The following is a 17,074-nucleotide window of genomic DNA, read 5'->3' on the forward strand; positions in this document are numbered from 1 at the left end:
ATGGTGGCGTGAGTATCTTCATACCTTCCACGCCACAGGCTCTCGCCGGACAGGTCGCGGCGCTGTGTCAGTCACGTCCGTCGGTGACGGTGGTGGCCGTCGACGGCGCGGATTGTGCTCGACCTGTCGAACTCGCCCGGTTGATCGGCTCTGCCGTTGAAGCACTTGATCGCCCGAGTAATGTTGTCTCACTTCACGACTACGTACGTCCGGCATCGCTGCGGTTCGAGTTCGGGCACGAAGACACCCTGAGCTACCGGACCATGTGGTTCGACTACGAGGCCCTCGACCGGGAAGTCATCACGTCCTCCCGGGATCGACAGACCTGGCTCCCCAAGCTCTGGGACGAAACTACTGATCGATCAGCGCGGTCAACACGTGAGACGGTTCACGAACGCCATGTCCTCATCGTTGCCGGTCCGATGCTGCTCGGACGCGGACTCGACTTCGCCATCACGGTTCGGTTGGACATGAGCGAAGCCGCGCTACGACGACACACTCCGTCGGCGGCCGTGTGGACGATCGACGCACTTCTCGAGCATCATAGCGCCGTGACCGAGCCTGTTGATCTGGAAGTGCGTTACGACCATCCCGCTCGGCCGGCCGTACGCGCTCACTTGGGCCGGTAGTTCCGCGTCAATCCTTCCTGGACTACCGCTGCCACCATGTTTCCACGCTGATCAAAAATCCGCCCTTGAGTGAGAGCCCGACCGAAACCGGCCGACGGCGACGTCTGGTCGTAGAGCAGCCATTCGTCGGCGCGGAACGGACGCAGAAACCACATCGCGTGATCGAGCGACGCAGACTGCATCGCTACATCCGGGTGCGGCGTACGGGAAGAGCCGAGCAACGTCATATCGCTCATGTACGCGAGGGTGCACACATGAAAAACCGGATCGTCCGGCAGTGCCTCACGGGATCGGAACCACACCTGTTGTTGGGCAACTGAACCTGGGCGCTTACTGATATCGGCTTTCGGGACCAGACGAAGATCCCAGTCCGCCCACTCCCGCGCCAGCCAGGCGGTCTCCCAGTCCTCTGAATCGCGGGCAAGCGGCAGCGACTCCGGGTCCGGAACGGGAGGCATCTCGTCCTGGTGCTCGATACCCTCGTCCTGGACGTGGAACGACGCCGACATCGTGAAAATCGCCTGGCCGTCCTGGATCCCCGTCACCAACCGAGTAGCGAAGGATCGACCGTCACGAACCCGATCGACCAGGAAGACCGTGGGTTTCAAGGTGTTTCCCGGACGCAGGAAGTAGCCGTGTAAGGAATGGACCGAGAACGCGGGGTCGACGGTGCGAACCGCGGACACCAAGGCCTGGCCGGCAACCTGGCCGCCGAAAGTTTTGGGCAACGTCGTCTCAGCGGTGATTCCTCGGAAGATATCGCGCTCGAGGCGTTCCAGTTCCAGGATTTCTTCGATCTTCGCCATCGATGCTCCAAACCTTGAGGTGAGCCGACCAATTCCGACCCTCACACAATGCCTGATCGTCGGCGGTCATGTGAAACCGGATACCGACGCAAAAAACTACTCAGCCCAGCGCTCCTGCCTCCAATGCCGCCTTCCATCCCCCGTACTCACTGATGTCCTTGCCACTCGCCGCGGCTTCCAGGTCGCACCCGAACCCGGTCCCCCAACTCCCGTCGTCGAACCCCACAGCGCCGAGCATCATCGGCGTCGGAAGTAAGGCCAGGAACTTGCCCAGTGCTGCGGGGGCCAGTCTCCAACGCTCACCGACTATCGACACCCCGCCCTCGGCGACTCGGACAAGGCCGGGCTTGGGCGGGGTCGTGTCCAGCGCACTGAGCCGGTAGCGGGGAGAAGTGGCTACCGGCCCGAGCCACCGGGCACCGAGCGTCGTCAACTGATGCTCGAGCGGTTGACCACGCAGGTGAGCGCCGAATACTGCCAGTTCGACGGCCTCTCCCGGTGTGCTGGTCCATCCGCCGGCCGACTCTCCCGTCACCATTGCCGCAATATCCGCGGCAACGGCGTCCTCGAACGCGCGCGCCAGCACCGTCACGCCGAACTGCGCCTCGCCTGCCATTCCAGCCGGTACCGCAACCGCCGAGAGGTCGAACAGATTGCAGAAGTTGGTGTACGTCCCCATCCGGGAGTTCACCCCGATCGGATCAGCCGCGACCTCGGCGATCGTCGGGTGCTCCGGTGCCGTCGGCACCATCAGCGCATCGATTCCGTCGAGGTTCTTCATGGCTCGATTCCGCAACTGCGCCAACAGTTCCCGGTCTTCGAGTAGACGATGAGCAGGTATGTTGCCGGCCGGCGCGACGATCGAACACACCGTCGGGTCCACACCGTCAGGGTGTGCGTCGACGAATTCGCCTACCGCCGCATATCTTTCGGAAACCAGAGCACCGTCGTAGAGGAGCTTCGCGGCATCGAGGAAGAGCGTGAGATCCACCTCCACAATCTCGGCACCCGCTGCGCGTAGCTGTTCGACGGCGACACCGAACGCCGCCGACCACTGCGAGTCGAGACCGGGCAACTCGCACGGTACTGCTACTCGCGGCCGCGGCGGCGCAGACAAACGAACATCGCTCGGCCAAGCGCGGTCCGGCGCACCCGTTGCCATAACCGCCATCGCGGACTCTGCACCGGCCAGGTCTGCAGCGAAGATACTCACGCAGTCGTAGGACCGGCACGCCGGCACCACTCCCTCTGTCGAGACGGCCCCGAAGGTCGGCTTGATACCGACGATGCCTTGCAGGCCGGCCGGGACGCGGCCGGAGCCGGCGGTGTCGGTACCGATCGCGAGGTCGACCAGTCCGAGCGCCACGGCCACCGCGGATCCCGAACTCGAGCCTCCCGAGATGTATTCCGGCCGACGAGCATCGCGAACGGCCCCGTAAGGACTGCGCGTGCCGACGAGCCCGGTCGCGAACTGGTCGAGGTTGGTCTTGCCCAGTACGACGGCACCGGCCGCCCTCAGTGCCGCTACTGCGGCGGCGTCACCTGTTGGCGTGTAGGCATATTCGGGACACCCGGCGGTTGTCGGAAGGCCGGCCACGTCGACGTTGTCCTTGACCGCGAGCACCATCCCTCGCAGTGGCAAATGCGCTGCGGATGCGTCGATATCTGCGGCCTCAGCCAACGCGTCGGCCTCTGGGCGCAGATGTATCCAGATCTCCGGCCGGTTCACGTCCTCGATGGCCCGATACGCAGCCGATACCCGCTTCGTCGCGCTCACGCGGCCACCTCCTTGACTGTTGTTGTGGTGCGGGCAAATTCACCCGCAGCGGACCAAGCGTCGCGTTCAGCGTCGAATGCAACAGCCTGGCCGGCCCGAAATCCGGCGATGGAATCCGCATTATCGGCGAGAAACTGCTCATGCTCGGCGAGAGAGAAGGTGCCATCCGTAATCTGCACGCCGCCAGGCCCACCGGCCGCAGTCTCGGCGCGCAGTTCGAGCAGCTCGTCCGGTTCGACGGGATACCATGAAATCCGATCGAAGAAACGCAGCAGCCACGGTGTGTCGTGCTCGAACGGACCGGACTTCTCGGGATACCGGTGGTTCCAGACCTGCGTGGTGCGTCCCACGAACTGGTAACCGCCAGGCCCCTCCATGCCGTAAATGCACAGGTACGCGCCGCCGATTCCGACTGCGTTCTCCGGCGTCCAGGTGCGTGCCGGGTTGTATTTTGTCGTGACCAGTCGATGCCGCGGATCGAGCGGCGTAGCGACCGGCGCACCGAGATAGACATCGCCGAGCCCGAGCACAAGATATTCGGCGTCGAAAACCGTGTCGAAGACATCGGCAACCGAGTCCAGTCCGTTCATCCGCCGGATGAATTCGATGTTCCAGGGGCACCACGGCGCATCGGCGCGCACGCCGTGCATGTACCGCTTGATTGCTTCCCTCGTCGACGGGTCGTCCCAGGACAGGGGCATCCGCACTGACCGGCTGGGCACGACGAGTTCGGATGAGTCCGGGATCTGTTCTTCGGCCTCGGCGAGCAAGCCCATCAGCTTCGACACGGGCAGCACGTCCGGGTCGACGCGCACCTGAAGCGACCGGATGCCCGGCGTGAGATCGAGCAGTCCGGCCGGCTTTTCGGCCTCCAAACGCTGATGCAAAGCGTGCGCCCGCGCCCGAAGCGCGAGGTCGAGCGTCATGTCCCCGTATTCGACGAGCACGTTGTCGTCACCGGAGCGGCGGTAGGTCACCGCGGTTGCACCGTCGCGCCGGGCGATCACGCCGTCATCTCCGTCGCCGCCGGCACCGAATACCGCCGGCTGACTTGCGCGACGACGCAGACCCAGTTGACGCTTCGACGCGGCCCGCTCAGCCCGGATCGGTACGAACCGGATGGTGTCGCCGGGGCTCAGTTGCCCGAGCTTCCACCGTTCCGCCGATACAACCGTGACGGGGCAGACAAATCCTCCGAGGCTCGGTCCGTCGGGTCCGAGCAGGATCGGAGTGTCACCGGTGAAATCGAGCGCACCCACCGAGTAGGCGTTGTCGTGAATGTTGGAGGGGTGCAGGCCTGCCTCGCCGCCGTCACCGCGCGCCCAGTCCGGCTGCGGACCGATCAACCGGACCCCGGTGCGGTCGGAGTTGAAGTGCACCTCGTAGTCCGTGGCGTACAGAGTGTCGATGTCCTGGCGGGTGAAGAACTCCGGCGCACCGTGGGGCCCCTCGGTGACAGCGATCTCCCAGCGGCCACCGATCGCAGGCACGTGCTCCATCGGAACCGGCTGGGCGTCATCAGGATTGGAAGGGCCCGCGCCGCAGTGCAACACATCCCCCTCGCGTAGTGTCCGGCCCTCGAGACCGCCGAACTTGCCGAGGGTGAACGTCGCCCCGCTGCCCAGATAATCCGGCACGTCGATGCCGCCGCGCACCAGCACGTAGATCCGCAGTCCCGGTCCGGAGGCTGCCCCGACATCGAGAACGCCGCCGGCCGGAATCTGCACCGGCGCCCAAGTCCGCACCGGAACACCGTCCACCAGGACGGTGGCGGGTGCACCGGTGACGCAGACTTCCGTTGCCTCGGCGAAGCGCAATGCGGGACCGGCCATCGTGCATTCGAGTCCAGCCGCCCCCTCCTCATTGCCGAGTGCAACGTTGCCCAGTCGGAAGGACAGGTCGTCCATCGGCCCCGACGGGGGCACACCGATCTGCCAGTAGCCGACACGACCGGGCCAGTCCTGGACTGTGCTCAACATGCCCGGACGTTGCACGGTGATCTCGGTCATCGCTGCTCCTCGGGCCGGGTGACGATCATTCGCACCGGAGTGGGGTCGAAACCGTTGCAGGGGTTGTTGATCTGGGGGCAGTTCGATACCAGGACCAGCGTGTCGATCTCGGCACGGAGGGCCAGTCGCTTACCGGGTGCGGACAGTCCGTCGACGATGCCGAGGGTGCCGTCCGCGTCGACGGGAACATTCATGAAGAAGTTGATATTCGAGACCAGGTCCCGTTTGCCGAGTCCCCACTTGGCGCCCTCGATCAGAAAGTTCTCGACGCAGGCGTGTTGGTGCTTGGTGTGGTGGCCGTAGCGCAGGGTGTTCGACTCCTGGGAACAGGCGCCGCCGACGGTGTCGTGGTTGCCCACCTCGTCGGCGACCAGAGTCATCAGCGCCGTGCCGTCGTCGGCCCGAAGCACGGACCCTGTCGTCAGAAACAGATTGCGCTGTGCCGCAACGGTGGCCGCTGCCGAGTATCGGAGGCCGTGATCGTCAGCAGCATAGAAGAGGGAGTCGACGGCCTGATTGCCGTGCAGGTCCACGATGGTCAGGATGTCTCCGGCCCGCACGATCGTGGACCAGGGCCCGCGGGCGCCGACAGTCTCGTCGAGGATCACGGTTCCGGGGACAAGGGCGGGAGTGTCTACAGCGGTGGTCATTTGACGTCCCTTCCGAGCTGGGTTTCATTGACGGGCGTGGCGGCGTTCCAGGCGTCTTCGGTGTTGAGAACCGCCCGGAGGTACTCGGGGTCGTTATTCGGCAAGGATTCGAGGTCTGCGGGCGCAGCCCAGGCCAGAACTTCGAGTGCCGTCGTGCTGAACGTGGATGCCGGGTCGAGAGGATGGGCGGTGTTCGCGATCAGCACGATCACCGGCAGGTGAATCAACAGTTCCAGTTCCCGGCCGGCGCCGGCATTTCCGGTGCTGACAAGCGCACCGTCAGGGTCGACCCGCACTCCGTGGAACAAGGTGAGCACGGGCGGAAGGTCGCGGGCAGTCAGGCCGTGCTTGGCTCCCGCCAGCTTCAGAAGTTCTCGGCCGGCGGGTGCGCTCGAGTGCGCGGATCCCTCGCCGTACTTCGCAGTGTTCGTGGCCAATGACGTAGTTCCACAGAACGCGTCGTGGTGACCGGAGGTGTCGGCAATGACGGTAGCCAGAACTCGACCCTGGTCGGAGAGCAGCGGATGGCCGACGCTCAGATACGCCTGCCACGGCACCTTGACCGTGTCGGCGATATTGAGTCGCTCGTGTGGGGCGTCGGCCCGGTAGACCAACAGGTTGGCGCAAGCGCTGCCATCGATGTCGCGCAACCGGATTCGAGTGCCACGGGCCAACACCTTCGAGGTATATCGACCGCCGGGCACGGTCTCCGCCCAGGTCAGCCGGTCGGCGTCAATACCGGCGGGAGGTGTTGGCCAGGCGGAGGCCGGTAGGACAGGCATCGAGTCCGTGATCGCGCCGGCCTGCGAGCGGGCATGGTCGCGAGCGGCCGCCGTTGTGTCGGTATGGGTACTGCTGGTGGTCACTTCGTGGCTCCAATCGTGACAGGGTTCGGAACGGTTTTGCCGCGTGGGTAGCAGAAACTGCCCACCAAGACGACGGCAATAACGGTGATCGGGGCGGCCCATTGCAGGATGGGCATATCGCCGGAGGGATTAAAGATTTCGGCGCGCGGCCAGGACAGGTTGATCACCATCGCTGCGCCGTAGAGCACTGCGGCAATGTTGATGGGGATACCGAAGACGCCCAGCGAGAACAGCTTGCGACCCTCGGAGTCGTACTGCACGTCGCCGTACGGCCAGCCCTGCAAACGGCGACGCAGCAGCGGAACTGTAACCATGAGGTACGCCAGATAGATGAGTACGATGCAGACGCTCGACAGGGTGGTGAAGATTGCCGAGTTTCCGACGTTCACGGCGAGTACCAGGATGCAGGCGATCCCGATCAGTACCGATGGAGCGATCGGAGTTCCGGTGCGGGCGTTGACTTTCGCGAGTGTCTTCGATGCGGGCAGACGGCCGTCGCGGGCCATCGAGAACATCAGCCGGGATGCCGCGGTCTGGATCGCCAGGGTGCACACAAAGACCGCGATCGCCACGTCGATCAGCAGCAGGGTTCCCCACGGAGAGCTCAGGATCGCGCCGAGCACGTACGGCAAACCTTCGCTGGCAAGTCGGCCGTCGGTCAGGCTGGGCGCGGCCATCAGTGCGCCGACGATCATCAGGCCACCGCCGAGAGCGGAGACGGACAGAGCCAGGCGGATGGTCCGCGGCGCGACGCGGCGCGGATTGTGGGTCTCCTCAGCGAGCTCACCCGCCGAGCCGAAGCCGACCATGACGTACGCGGCCATCAAACCGGAGACGATCCAAGCCCAGATGTAGCCCGGCTCGGTGCCGGCGGCGCCCGTATCGAACACAACCTGCGGACCGCGCTGAGCATGGGTGAAGAACATGCCGACCACCGCGATGACGCCGATGATCTCGCAGGTCACGCCGATGTTGTTGATGCGCGACATCCAGTTGACACCAACGCAGTTGATCGCCGTCGTAAGCACCAACAGCACTGAGCCGAGCAGCACCGCGTTGGTCGCACCACTGGACGAGGTGAGTGAGCTGTCCTCGCCGACGATCTGGAATCCGCTCCACACGTTCGGCAGCACCACCTGCAGCGCGATGGCCGCGGCCGAAGCAGTGACGATCTGCGCGATGATCATGAACCAGCCGGCGAACCAGCCGATGATCTCGCCGCCCATCCGCCGCGCCCACTGGTAGATCGCCCCCGAAATCGGGTACCGCGCAGCAAGTTCGGCAAAGCACAGCGCAACCATGAACTGGCCGAGGAACACGCAGGGCCAGGTCCAGAAGAATGCTGGTCCTGCGAAGCCGAATCCGAGCCCGAACAGCTGGAAGATCGTGGTGAGGATGGAGACGAACGAGAAGCCTGCGGCGAACGAGGCAAACTTGCCGAGCGAGCGATGCAGTTGCTGCTCGTAGCCGAACTCGGCGAGGTCGTTGTCGTCGCTGGGCTTAGGTGCCGCGATCGTCATAGGTTCTCCTGAGAGGGACGGTGGGCGGTATTTCTGTCAGTTGATAGTTTTCCGTCCCTTCGTTCCCACGCGGTGTCCCGCACGTTTCCCCGTGTAGCAATTACGTTGCGAGTCCATGACTTCCGTTAACGAGAAGTTTCCGAACCCTCACACCGGCAGTCGGTGACGCAGGGCGTCGCAGCACAGCCTTAGATAGGGGACATGAACGTCGTCCGCGATCCATCCATGCGCCCGGTCGGTGAGCTGTTGCGCGGGCCGGCACTGACCTGCACGCCCCAGACAACTGCCGCCGACGCCGCCCGCGCCATGACATCCGCCGGCCGGCGCTACGTACTCGTTCCACTCGGCGACGGCCGGCTCGGCATCTTCACGGACGGGGACCTGCGCCGGCGGGTCGTCGCTGCCGGACTTAGTACGACAACTCCCATCGCCGCGGTGATGACCACCCCCGTGCACACGGCGACTACCGACCGCCTGGGCGCGGACGTGCTGCTCGACATGCTCGAACGCGGTGTGCGGCATCTACCAGTCTTGTCCGAGCGGGGCGACGTTCTCGGCGTGGTCGAGGACGCCGACCTGTTTGCCACCGCCACGCGGAGCGGATTCCTGCTGCGAGGCAGCATTTCCCGAGCGGCTGATGCCGACGAGTTGGTGGCTGCGACCGCGCGGATACCGAAGTTCGTGGTCGGGCTGTGGCGAGCGCGAGTGGCAGCGCTCGACGTCAGCGCCATCACGTCGGTGATCATGGACGCCGCAATCACCCGCGCCGCCTACCTACTCGCCGACTCTCGTCCCGAATCTGGTTCCACTTGGCTCTCCCTCGGCAGTATCGCCCGCCGCGAGGCCATGCCCAGCTCCGACGTCGACAGCGCCTTGATCTGGGCAGACGACGATCCGGAACGGCAGGCCCGCGAACTCGAGTACGGGAATCAGGTGCACGAACTGTTGGAACGCTGCGGGCTCCCGTCAGACGCCAACGGGGCGGTGACGTCGAGCCCACGGTTCGCGCGTTCCGAATCCGAGTGGCTGCGTGGGCTCGGCGGCTGGCTCGCTGATCCGTACTCCGATCAGGGCGTGGTCATGGTGTCGCTGCTCGCCGACAGCCGCGTCGCGTTCGGCGACAACCGGCTCGCCCTCTCCCCCGCCGTCTTCGAGCGGCTGAGTCCGGAACCACTGCGACTGCTGCTGAAGGAGGCCGTCGAAGGCAAGGCCCGGATGCACTCGCTTCGCGAACGACTCACCCGCCGAGCCAATACTGTCGACATCAAAGCGCAGGGCGTCATGCCGATCGTGAACATCGCGCGATGGGCCGGGCTTGCGGCCGGCTGCACCGACCCGTCCACCGCAGTTCGGTTGCGAATTGCAGCAGGCGCCGGGGCATTGCCGGACGACGACGCAGCAGTACTCGCGGAGTCGTTCGACGCGCTGGCCCAGATCCGGTTGCGGCACCAGTGCGAGCAGATTGACCGCGGCGAAACCCCGACCGACGTCGCCCAGTTGGACTCCCTGACACCGCTGCATCGGAGCCTGCTCGCGAGTGCGGTTCGCGAGATAGCCGGGGTGCAGCGCAAACTCGCCTACGCCGGGCCTCCGACATGACGGAGCTGACCGAGGTTCAGCGGCACGCAGTCAAGCAGACCGTGGCCGCCGAAAGGCTCGAGGGCTGGCAACCCGGCGACAACGACCTCGCTGATCTGGAATTGCTGGCCGTCGGCACGCTCACCCTCGCGGACCACATCGAACGTCACCGCCGAGACGCCGCCGCACGGACGGTCCCACACCGGCGACGTCGAATGGCGCTACCCCGCCCATACCTGGTCACGGGAACCACTGTGCTGCGCAACAACTTCGGATTCCGGGACTCTGCCCAATTGCGGGACGTCGAGTTTGCCGTGACCGCTGCCCGGCTGCTACAAGCCCACCTTCGGCCGGCACCGTCTCCACGTTTGGTGGACGCCGACCATATCTTCGCGCTCCACCGACACGTGTTCGGTGACGTATTCGGCTGGGCGGGGCAACAACGCATCGTCGATATCACCAAGAACGGCGACACCTTCGCGCCGATCGGGATGATCCACCGTTACCTGCGTGAGGTCGAGATCGCGGTTGCCGCGACAAATTGGTATCGCGTCGACCGTGGCCGCCTGGCCTACGCACTGGCAACCGTCTACGTCACCTACAACCATGCACATCCCTTTCGTGAAGGCAACGGCCGCACCGGCACCCTGCTGCTGCACCAGCTCACCGGATCGACCGGATTCCTCCTGGACCTGTCGAGCATCAATGCTGCGGAATGGGTTGCCAGCTCACGTGACTCGGCTCCATTCCGCCGCACCGGCGCACCGTCGCCTCGCCCACTGATCCCACTGCTGCGACGCGCGCTCATAGACCGTTGCGATGGAAGGATGGTGTGATGACCACTACCGGAGCCGGTCGACCCAGGCTGTCGACACGCAAGCGTCCCGGAGCAACTGCGCGCGACGAGATCCTGGATGCGGCGGCCGAGCTATTCACAACCGGCGGTTTCACCACCACATCGACGCGGATGATCGCCGATGCGGTGGGCATCAGGCAGGCATCTCTCTATCACCACTTCGCGAACAAGGAAGACCTGCTGGCGGCACTGCTGGTAGAGACGGTCACCTCCCCCGTCGCATTCGCACAGCAACTGTCCGAGAGGGAGGAACCTGCCACAGTGCGTATGTACGCCCTGACATGGTTCGACGCCCATCAACTCGCGACCTCGCGATGGAACCTCGGCGCCCTCTATCTTCTTCCGGAGTTGCGGTCCGAGAGATTCGAGCCGTTCCGCGCCCAACGAGGCACACTCATGGACCTCTACACAGAGTTCGCCCGAGACACGCTGATCCAGATCGATCCGCTCCGCGATGCCGATCTCCGTATCGCTCAGTTGCCGTTCCGTCTCGTCGAGACCGTGATCAACACACGGTCGGACGTCGAGGCGGAAAGCGCCGGCACCCCACCATCTCCCGACATCATCGCAGACGCGGCAATGAGGGTCCTCGGGTGGACGGGATCTATCGCTGAGCTTGCTTCTCGCACAACGAGATTTATCGCTGACTACGAGGGATACCAAGGAATGTGAGTTGGATATCCAACTGATCGCTGACGGCGGTGGTTGGGTGCGACACGGCTGGCAATTCAGGCATGACGAACCATCGCTAGTCTCCGATGTATCCAGTTTCGGGGTTGATCTGGAGAAGGAAATCGCGGATCGACTCGCGATGCTCGGCAATCGTGGGCGTCTCGAGTGCAGCGGATGGTGAGTTCGCTAGGTCTAGAACGCTGCCATAGGCCACGTGCCGCGAGCTCGAAAATCCGTACCCTTTGTTCGGTCCGGATTCCCAGTCGTAATCACATGCGCCCGGTTCGTCTCGACGGAGCGTCACAGAGAAGATCTCCCCGTCAACATTCAAGCTGAAGGGCCCATCATGTGCAGTCGGACGGCTGTCACCCGCCAACTCGTCGCGATCCTCGGTATTCATCATCCGAGCCTGTCACAAGAGCACACACTGGCCTCCCGAATTATCTCGACCGCAGCGCCTCGCACCCGAAAAAATAGCGTCAAAACGGTGGTGGATCATCCCCGTAGTCCACCGGCTTCCGTGGACGAACCACGTACTTACGTCCCGAGGCTGTTGCCTGGATTCGGAGCAGCTTCTGCAGTTTGTGGTTCCGCTCCCGCGCTATCCGTTTCTCAATCTGCACCCGGATCCGAGCATGCTGCCGTCTGCGTTCACCCCCAACCCGGGCAGCCTTGTTCTCGAGTTTGGTCCGCCGCCGCGGCCCACCCTCCGGTGGGATCGGTTCAGTTGATCCCGCCAGCAATCCCGCCGCCCGAGTCCGGTAACAATGCCCCGTCGGAGAAACCAAGCTGACCGTCCGATCCGGGTTCGGGGTATGCACCCAACGTCCGGAATGCTTGAGCCGATGATGATTACGGCAATACGCCGACAGATTCGACGCGGTCGTCTTCCCACCATTGCCGGGATCGGTGTGATCGAACGGCACCAGATGATCGAGATCGCAATTCCACGCCGGAACATCACAGTGCAACCACTGACAACTCCCCGCCAACGCCCGCACCCACGCATCCACTGCCGCACCGGGGCGGTAGACCAACGCCGCCGCGGATTCCTCGGCCGGCACCCGCACTTCCTTGACGATCGCACCCTTCACGAGCTCCCGTCCATGATCGGCACTGATCACCCCGTACCCGTCGAGATGCGCCGGCTCGGAACCACCATCGGTGCTGTTGTTGAACGTCGACTCCGTCATCACCACAACCACCAACGGCCGACGCACCACCGTCAACCCACTCCGGTCCTGCGGACAATCCACCCGCCCGCAGTCACACGGCAACACCGCCGAACCATCCATCAACGCACTCAACGCATCCGCCCGCCGCTGCTCATACGTCCGCGAATCATCCCGGCACACCGAGCACGCCAACTCCCGCAACCGACCGTCGAACGCCCGAGCCTGCTCCGCCGGGATACTGCCCACGATCCGGGCCATCCCGTCCTCCATGGCACTGACCCCGATGAACCGGTCCGCCAACGCACGCCGTCGGCGCTCCCGCATCCCCTCCGGATCCACCCGCGCCACAATCCGATCGATCGCGCCCGTCAACCGGCGACCCGTCAACCCTGTCCCACCCTCGACTGCCGGAGCCAAGACTTGTTCCAGGACAAGGCGTTCCACCTCATCGATCAACTCATCCGAGACGTTCGCGGTCGCGGAGTCGATCAACCCCACCCGATACACATCCAGGTCCCCGCGCGCCATCGCCGCCCGCGTGCGGTGCAAACGGGTCTTCAACGCAAAGCCCAGTCCGATGAGTTTCCCGGCCGCTGAGCGGCCCATCGTGAGTACCGCTCCGATTTCCGATTCCGCCAACTCGTGCGCCGTCGACGACCACGTTCCGGTGGCGGTGTGCTCGGCGCTACGGCGGGTGAAGAACTCGGCAATCGCAGCAAGTTTTCGCTCCACCAACCGAGCTTCACACGAATGCAGTTCAGAGATGAGATCGATGAGGGCGCAATGGGATTCGGCACCGGTCAGCTGCGCTGACGGACCGCAATTTCCCACCCCCGACTCCAACATCCCTCCACCGTATTCGAAACTATGTTCGAAGACAACGGTCACGGGCAAATCAGTCGGAAAAGTCCGAGTATTGGTGGAACATCCAGGGCTGCTATATTTTTCGGTCAAATTCCCAGGACTGGAAGCTACACATCAGATCCGTTTGACTCGGTGGCATCAGCCGCCAAATCAGCCGCTTCTGCCCGCATCCGCCGGAAGAGTCGAACCGTCAGCACCACGAGGGCTACCAGCACTACCGCCAGCAGAACACCGAGATCGGAAAATTTCTCTGCCACATTGCCGGCGGTGACCTGCAGCGAGAACTGGTCGTCGACACCCATCAGTGCACCGAGATTCGCGGTTCCGTCTGTGAGCAGAAACAGCATTCCGATAACAATGAACAGCAAGCCCGAGATCAGCGACGTTGTATGAGTGGTGATCGGACCGAGCTTTATCGCTCGCCCTCGAAGCCAGCTTCGCCGACCGAGATCGAATCGGTCCCAGACAAGGGCAAGCAGGAACAACGGCATCGCCATTCCCAAGGCATACAGCGCCATCAGAACCGCGCCATACCCCGCCGATCCACCGGAGACTGCGACAGTAAGAACACTGCCAAGCAACGGGCCTGAGCAGAATCCCGCAAACCCGTACACCGCGCCGAGTGCAAAGACCGACACTGAACCCGAGACCGTGATCGATTGCGACGCTCGTTGGGCCGGCGCGAAGGCAAAGCCTTTTCCCAAAACTGCCAGAACACCGAGGACGATCAAAACGCCGCCGCTGATCAGGGTTATGAGCGTGCGGTGCTCGACAAGGACGGACCCCATCATGCCGAGTCCCGCACCGAGCGGCATGAGGACGGTGGCCAGACCGACGTAGAAGAGAGCGGTCCTCATCGCGAGGCGTCCGATTCCGTCGAACGCGTAGGCAAAGAATGACGGCAGCAACAGCGCCGAGCAGGGACTGACCAGCGAAAGCAAGCCGCCGAAGAAGGCTCCGACCAATCCGATATTCGTCATTCGCCGCTAGAGTCCCGCAGCCCGATCAATTACCTGTTCGAAGGTCGTCAGAGGCTGCGCTCCGAGGACGGGAGTGCCGTTGACGATAAACGACGGAGTGCTCGAAATGCCGATCGTCCTGGCTTCGTACATGTCTTGCGAAATTGATTCGTCAAATTTCGAACTTGCTGCATCAGCTTCGAATTGCTGGAGATCGGGCACACCGGCCTTGGCGGCAATGTCATTGAGTGTTGCCGCAGTGAGGTCGGGGTGCCCTCGGTCGGGAGCCTGCGAATACAGGGCCGAGTTGTACTCCCAGAACTTGCCCTGCGCGGCTGCGGCCCGACCGGCCCGCGCTGCGGCAGTTGATTGTTCACCGAAGATCGGCAGGTCGCGCCATTCCATTCGCAATACGCCATCGTTGACGTACTTCTCGATCAGCGCAGGTTCGGTGTCACGACTGAACTTGGCGCAGAATGGGCATCGATAGTCGGAATACTCCACCAGCACCACCGGGGCATCCACGGAGCCGATTGCCAGAGGGTCACCGCTGATACGTCGTGAGTGATCCCCGGCGGGACCCACCATGGCCACAGCCGGCGGTGTTAATGCGCCTGATTTTTCTTCACCGTTGTTGCCGATCACGAGGACCGTGCCGAGCACGACAGCCACCACCGCCAGGATTCCGATCAACCAGAATTCTCGACGGATTCCAGGCTTCTTGCGTGTTGCTCCCACTGATGACCTCTCGACCCGACTGGCTTGTACGCACGCTTAACTACTATCAAGGATAGTAGTACAACTACTAAGCTACTTAGTAGTTGGCGACTACGCCATCGCAACCGGAGAGGACTCCATGCCCGCCGCAGATTCCCCGCAGAACACCGTTACCGAACGAAAATTCCGTACCCGACCTCATTGGCTGCGCGCCGCTGTAGCGGGAGCAGTGACGGCACTGATCGTCGGAGTTCCCACTGATATCGTCGATACCGCCCTGTTTAGCCGGGAGGTCCCTGTTCGCTGGTGGGAGTACCCGGTCTTCGGTGCGACGGTGCTGCTTACCGCTGCCTGGTTCGGAATCCAAGCGCCACCACGCAGTGAAGAACGCCCAACCAAGACGTACGCCGGGGTTGCGCTCGCCGTGTTCGCAGTCGGCTGCCCGGTCTGCAACAAACTCGTCGTCGCGGCGCTCGGAGTCTCGGGGGCACTCGGGATCTGGGCGCCGATTCAGCCGATACTCGCAGTGGTTTCGCTTGCCCTACTCACCATGGCCGTAACCTATCGGTGGCGCCGACGCGATTGCTCTGACGACACGTGCACAACCGACCTGGCCGCCGTCAGGTAAGACAGAAAATAGCGACCGAGCCGAAACCCGCTGCGATGACAAGGAACAACGGCACTACCGACAACAGTGCGCCCACCGAATAGTCGACGGCAGACGAAATCTGTCCTCGCTCCGGCATCGCGTCGAGCCAATGAATCCGATCCGACACTGCCGTCGGCGACCGGAGTGTTTTGCCCAGCGGATCATTCCCACGATCGACGCGCCGACCGGAGGACCGCACCAGCGCAGATCGAACTGCCTCGGTCCCGAATTCACGGGCGGCACAGCGATCTGCCGCCAGTTCTGTAAGAACACGAAGCCATGCCGGCGCTTGTCGACACAACGGAACAAACGGTAGTGCTGCACTGAGAATCTCGGCAAACAACACCAACTGATGGTGTCTGCCACGCAGATGCGCGCGCTCGTGCCCAAGCACTGCCCGCTGTTGTTGCGGCGTAAGGGCAGACAACCCGTCGGTCGCGACGATAACGCCCCGCCCGGTTGCGATACTGTATGCCGCCGGACGGTCACTCTTCAGCCACAGCGTCTCCGATACACCATCGCGAGACGCCTTATGGCACAACAATTTCAGCATCGCCAGGTGCTGAGCAGTGTGCTGTCGGTGGCGTGCGATCAACGTGAACCCAACGAATCCGATCCGAAGTACAAGCGCGATCGCCGCTGAGACGAGGGTCAGTTGAGCGAAGGGCACCCACGCTAGTTGATCATCGTTCTGCAGCGACTCGGCACAGGTCAGGACAAGCGATCGCAGGCGCGGCATGTACTGTCCCGGCCGGGTTACCAACGCGACCGGGGTCGCTAGCAGCGTAAGCACAAAAAGAATCAGTGAAATCGTCCAAGCTGATAGTGCGAGGCTCGGGTTACGGGTCGGCGACAGCAACGGCCGGAGATAGCGCGGTGCCGTGACGCCGATGATGAGAGCAGCCGCGCACAGGCTTGCAGCGAGAATCACTTGTGCTTCGACGTTCTGCGCGCCGCGCGGCGAAGAATCTTGGATTCTTCATCGTTCGCCGAACTGGCGAAATGCAGCATGACCTGTTCCGCATTACCACTGGAGCGCAGCACTTCGCGGAGCAATTCTACGGCCTGCTCCTCCCGTGACCTACTGGCGCGGTAGCGGTATGCACGTCCGTTCCGCTCCCGGGTAACCATTTGTTTGGAGTGCAAATTATCCAGAACCGTCATCACGGTGGTGTATGCGAGTGGACGAGGCGGCGTGAGTCGGTCCATCACGTCTCGGACTCGGAGTGCCACGTCCGCGCCCCACATCACCTCCATGACTGATGCCTCGAGTTCACCCAATCCGATCACAGCTGGCACCATTTCCGTCTCGAGTTCCCTATCGGAGCAATGCTAGCGGGAATTGAT

At 63.4% G+C, this 17,074-nt stretch carries 17 protein-coding genes; 5 read left to right on the plus strand and 12 right to left on the minus strand.

What is annotated here, in order from left to right; translation table 11 throughout:
• The first annotated feature begins 8 nt into the window (after positions 1-8).
• Positions 9-629: a hypothetical protein gene (locus MTX36_RS03735; protein WP_243618414.1), complete on the plus strand. Its 621-nt coding sequence runs from the start codon at positions 9-11 to the stop codon at positions 627-629.
• On the opposite strand, the gene MTX36_RS03740 is transcribed toward MTX36_RS03735, so the two are convergent.
• The 6 genes from MTX36_RS03740 to MTX36_RS03765 form a co-directional block, all read right to left on the minus strand.
• Positions 614-1,435: an acyl-CoA thioesterase II gene (locus MTX36_RS03740; protein ID WP_243618415.1), complete on the minus strand. Its 822-nt coding sequence runs from the start codon at positions 1,433-1,435 to the stop codon at positions 614-616. The two genes, MTX36_RS03735 and MTX36_RS03740, sit on opposite strands and share 16 nt — an antisense overlap.
• A 100-nt stretch (positions 1,436-1,535) precedes the next feature.
• Positions 1,536-3,212: an allophanate hydrolase gene (atzF, locus tag MTX36_RS03745; RefSeq protein WP_308198183.1), complete on the minus strand. Its 1,677-nt coding sequence runs from the start codon at positions 3,210-3,212 to the stop codon at positions 1,536-1,538.
• Positions 3,209-5,221, minus strand: coding sequence for a 5-oxoprolinase/urea amidolyase family protein (locus MTX36_RS03750; RefSeq protein WP_243618416.1), 2,013 nt, complete (start codon positions 5,219-5,221; stop codon positions 3,209-3,211). The genes atzF and MTX36_RS03750 overlap by 4 nt, the downstream gene beginning before the upstream one ends.
• Positions 5,218-5,871, minus strand: a complete 654-nt coding sequence (locus MTX36_RS03755; protein ID WP_243618417.1) for an urea amidolyase associated protein UAAP2 — start codon at positions 5,869-5,871, stop codon at positions 5,218-5,220. Before MTX36_RS03755 ends, MTX36_RS03750 begins: the two co-directional genes overlap by 4 nt.
• Positions 5,868-6,737 (minus strand): urea amidolyase associated protein UAAP1, encoded by an 870-nt coding sequence (locus tag MTX36_RS03760; RefSeq protein ID WP_243618418.1) that lies wholly within the window; start codon positions 6,735-6,737, stop codon positions 5,868-5,870. The genes MTX36_RS03755 and MTX36_RS03760 overlap by 4 nt, the downstream gene beginning before the upstream one ends.
• Entirely contained in the window at positions 6,734-8,257 is a 1,524-nt protein-coding gene (locus tag MTX36_RS03765; protein ID WP_243618419.1) for an amino acid permease, read from the minus strand. The genes MTX36_RS03760 and MTX36_RS03765 overlap by 4 nt, the downstream gene beginning before the upstream one ends.
• Positions 8,258-8,458: 201 nt before the next feature.
• On the opposite strand from MTX36_RS03765, the gene MTX36_RS03770 reads away from it, so the two are divergent.
• From MTX36_RS03770 to MTX36_RS03780, 3 genes are read left to right on the plus strand one after another with little or no spacing between them, the layout of a single operon-like run.
• Entirely contained in the window at positions 8,459-9,856 is a 1,398-nt protein-coding gene (locus MTX36_RS03770; protein WP_243618420.1) for a putative nucleotidyltransferase substrate binding domain-containing protein, read from the plus strand.
• Positions 9,853-10,671, plus strand: coding sequence for a Fic family protein (locus tag MTX36_RS03775; RefSeq protein WP_243618421.1), 819 nt, complete (start codon positions 9,853-9,855; stop codon positions 10,669-10,671). The genes MTX36_RS03770 and MTX36_RS03775 overlap by 4 nt, the downstream gene beginning before the upstream one ends.
• A complete protein-coding gene (locus tag MTX36_RS03780) occupies positions 10,671-11,363 on the plus strand; it encodes a TetR/AcrR family transcriptional regulator (protein ID WP_279394166.1) in 693 nt (230 codons plus the stop codon). Before MTX36_RS03775 ends, MTX36_RS03780 begins: the two co-directional genes overlap by 1 nt.
• A gap of 76 nt (positions 11,364-11,439) precedes the next feature.
• On the opposite strand, the gene MTX36_RS03785 is transcribed toward MTX36_RS03780, so the two are convergent.
• The 4 genes from MTX36_RS03785 to MTX36_RS03800 all read right to left on the minus strand — a co-directional run bounded on the left by MTX36_RS03785 (position 11,440) and on the right by MTX36_RS03800 (position 15,099).
• Positions 11,440-11,763: a hypothetical protein gene (locus MTX36_RS03785; protein WP_243618423.1), complete on the minus strand. Its 324-nt coding sequence runs from the start codon at positions 11,761-11,763 to the stop codon at positions 11,440-11,442.
• Between the two features lie 79 nt (positions 11,764-11,842).
• A complete protein-coding gene (locus MTX36_RS03790) occupies positions 11,843-13,384 on the minus strand; it encodes an HNH endonuclease signature motif containing protein (protein ID WP_243618424.1) in 1,542 nt (513 codons plus the stop codon).
• Between the two features lie 125 nt (positions 13,385-13,509).
• Complete coding sequence (locus tag MTX36_RS03795) at positions 13,510-14,382, minus strand: cytochrome c biogenesis CcdA family protein (RefSeq protein WP_243618425.1); 873 nt, start codon at positions 14,380-14,382, stop codon at positions 13,510-13,512.
• Positions 14,383-14,388: 6 nt separating this feature from the next.
• Entirely contained in the window at positions 14,389-15,099 is a 711-nt protein-coding gene (locus MTX36_RS03800) for a thioredoxin domain-containing protein (protein WP_243618426.1), read from the minus strand.
• Positions 15,100-15,217: 118 nt separating this feature from the next.
• Between MTX36_RS03800 and MTX36_RS03805 the strand changes: the two genes are divergently transcribed.
• Complete coding sequence (locus MTX36_RS03805) at positions 15,218-15,706, plus strand: hypothetical protein (protein ID WP_243618427.1); 489 nt, start codon at positions 15,218-15,220, stop codon at positions 15,704-15,706.
• Here the strand turns inward: MTX36_RS03805 and MTX36_RS30170 are convergent.
• A complete protein-coding gene (locus MTX36_RS30170) occupies positions 15,699-16,658 on the minus strand; it encodes a M56 family metallopeptidase (protein ID WP_243618428.1) in 960 nt (319 codons plus the stop codon). The two genes, MTX36_RS03805 and MTX36_RS30170, sit on opposite strands and share 8 nt — an antisense overlap.
• A complete protein-coding gene (locus MTX36_RS03815; protein ID WP_243618637.1) occupies positions 16,655-17,026 on the minus strand; it encodes a BlaI/MecI/CopY family transcriptional regulator in 372 nt (123 codons plus the stop codon). Before MTX36_RS03815 ends, MTX36_RS30170 begins: the two co-directional genes overlap by 4 nt.
• Between the last annotated feature and the right edge of the window lie 48 nt (positions 17,027-17,074).

Origin of the sequence: Rhodococcus sp. ARC_M6 (assembly GCF_022810305.1) — a bacterium.
Taxonomy (GTDB): domain Bacteria; phylum Actinomycetota; class Actinomycetes; order Mycobacteriales; family Mycobacteriaceae; genus Rhodococcus_F.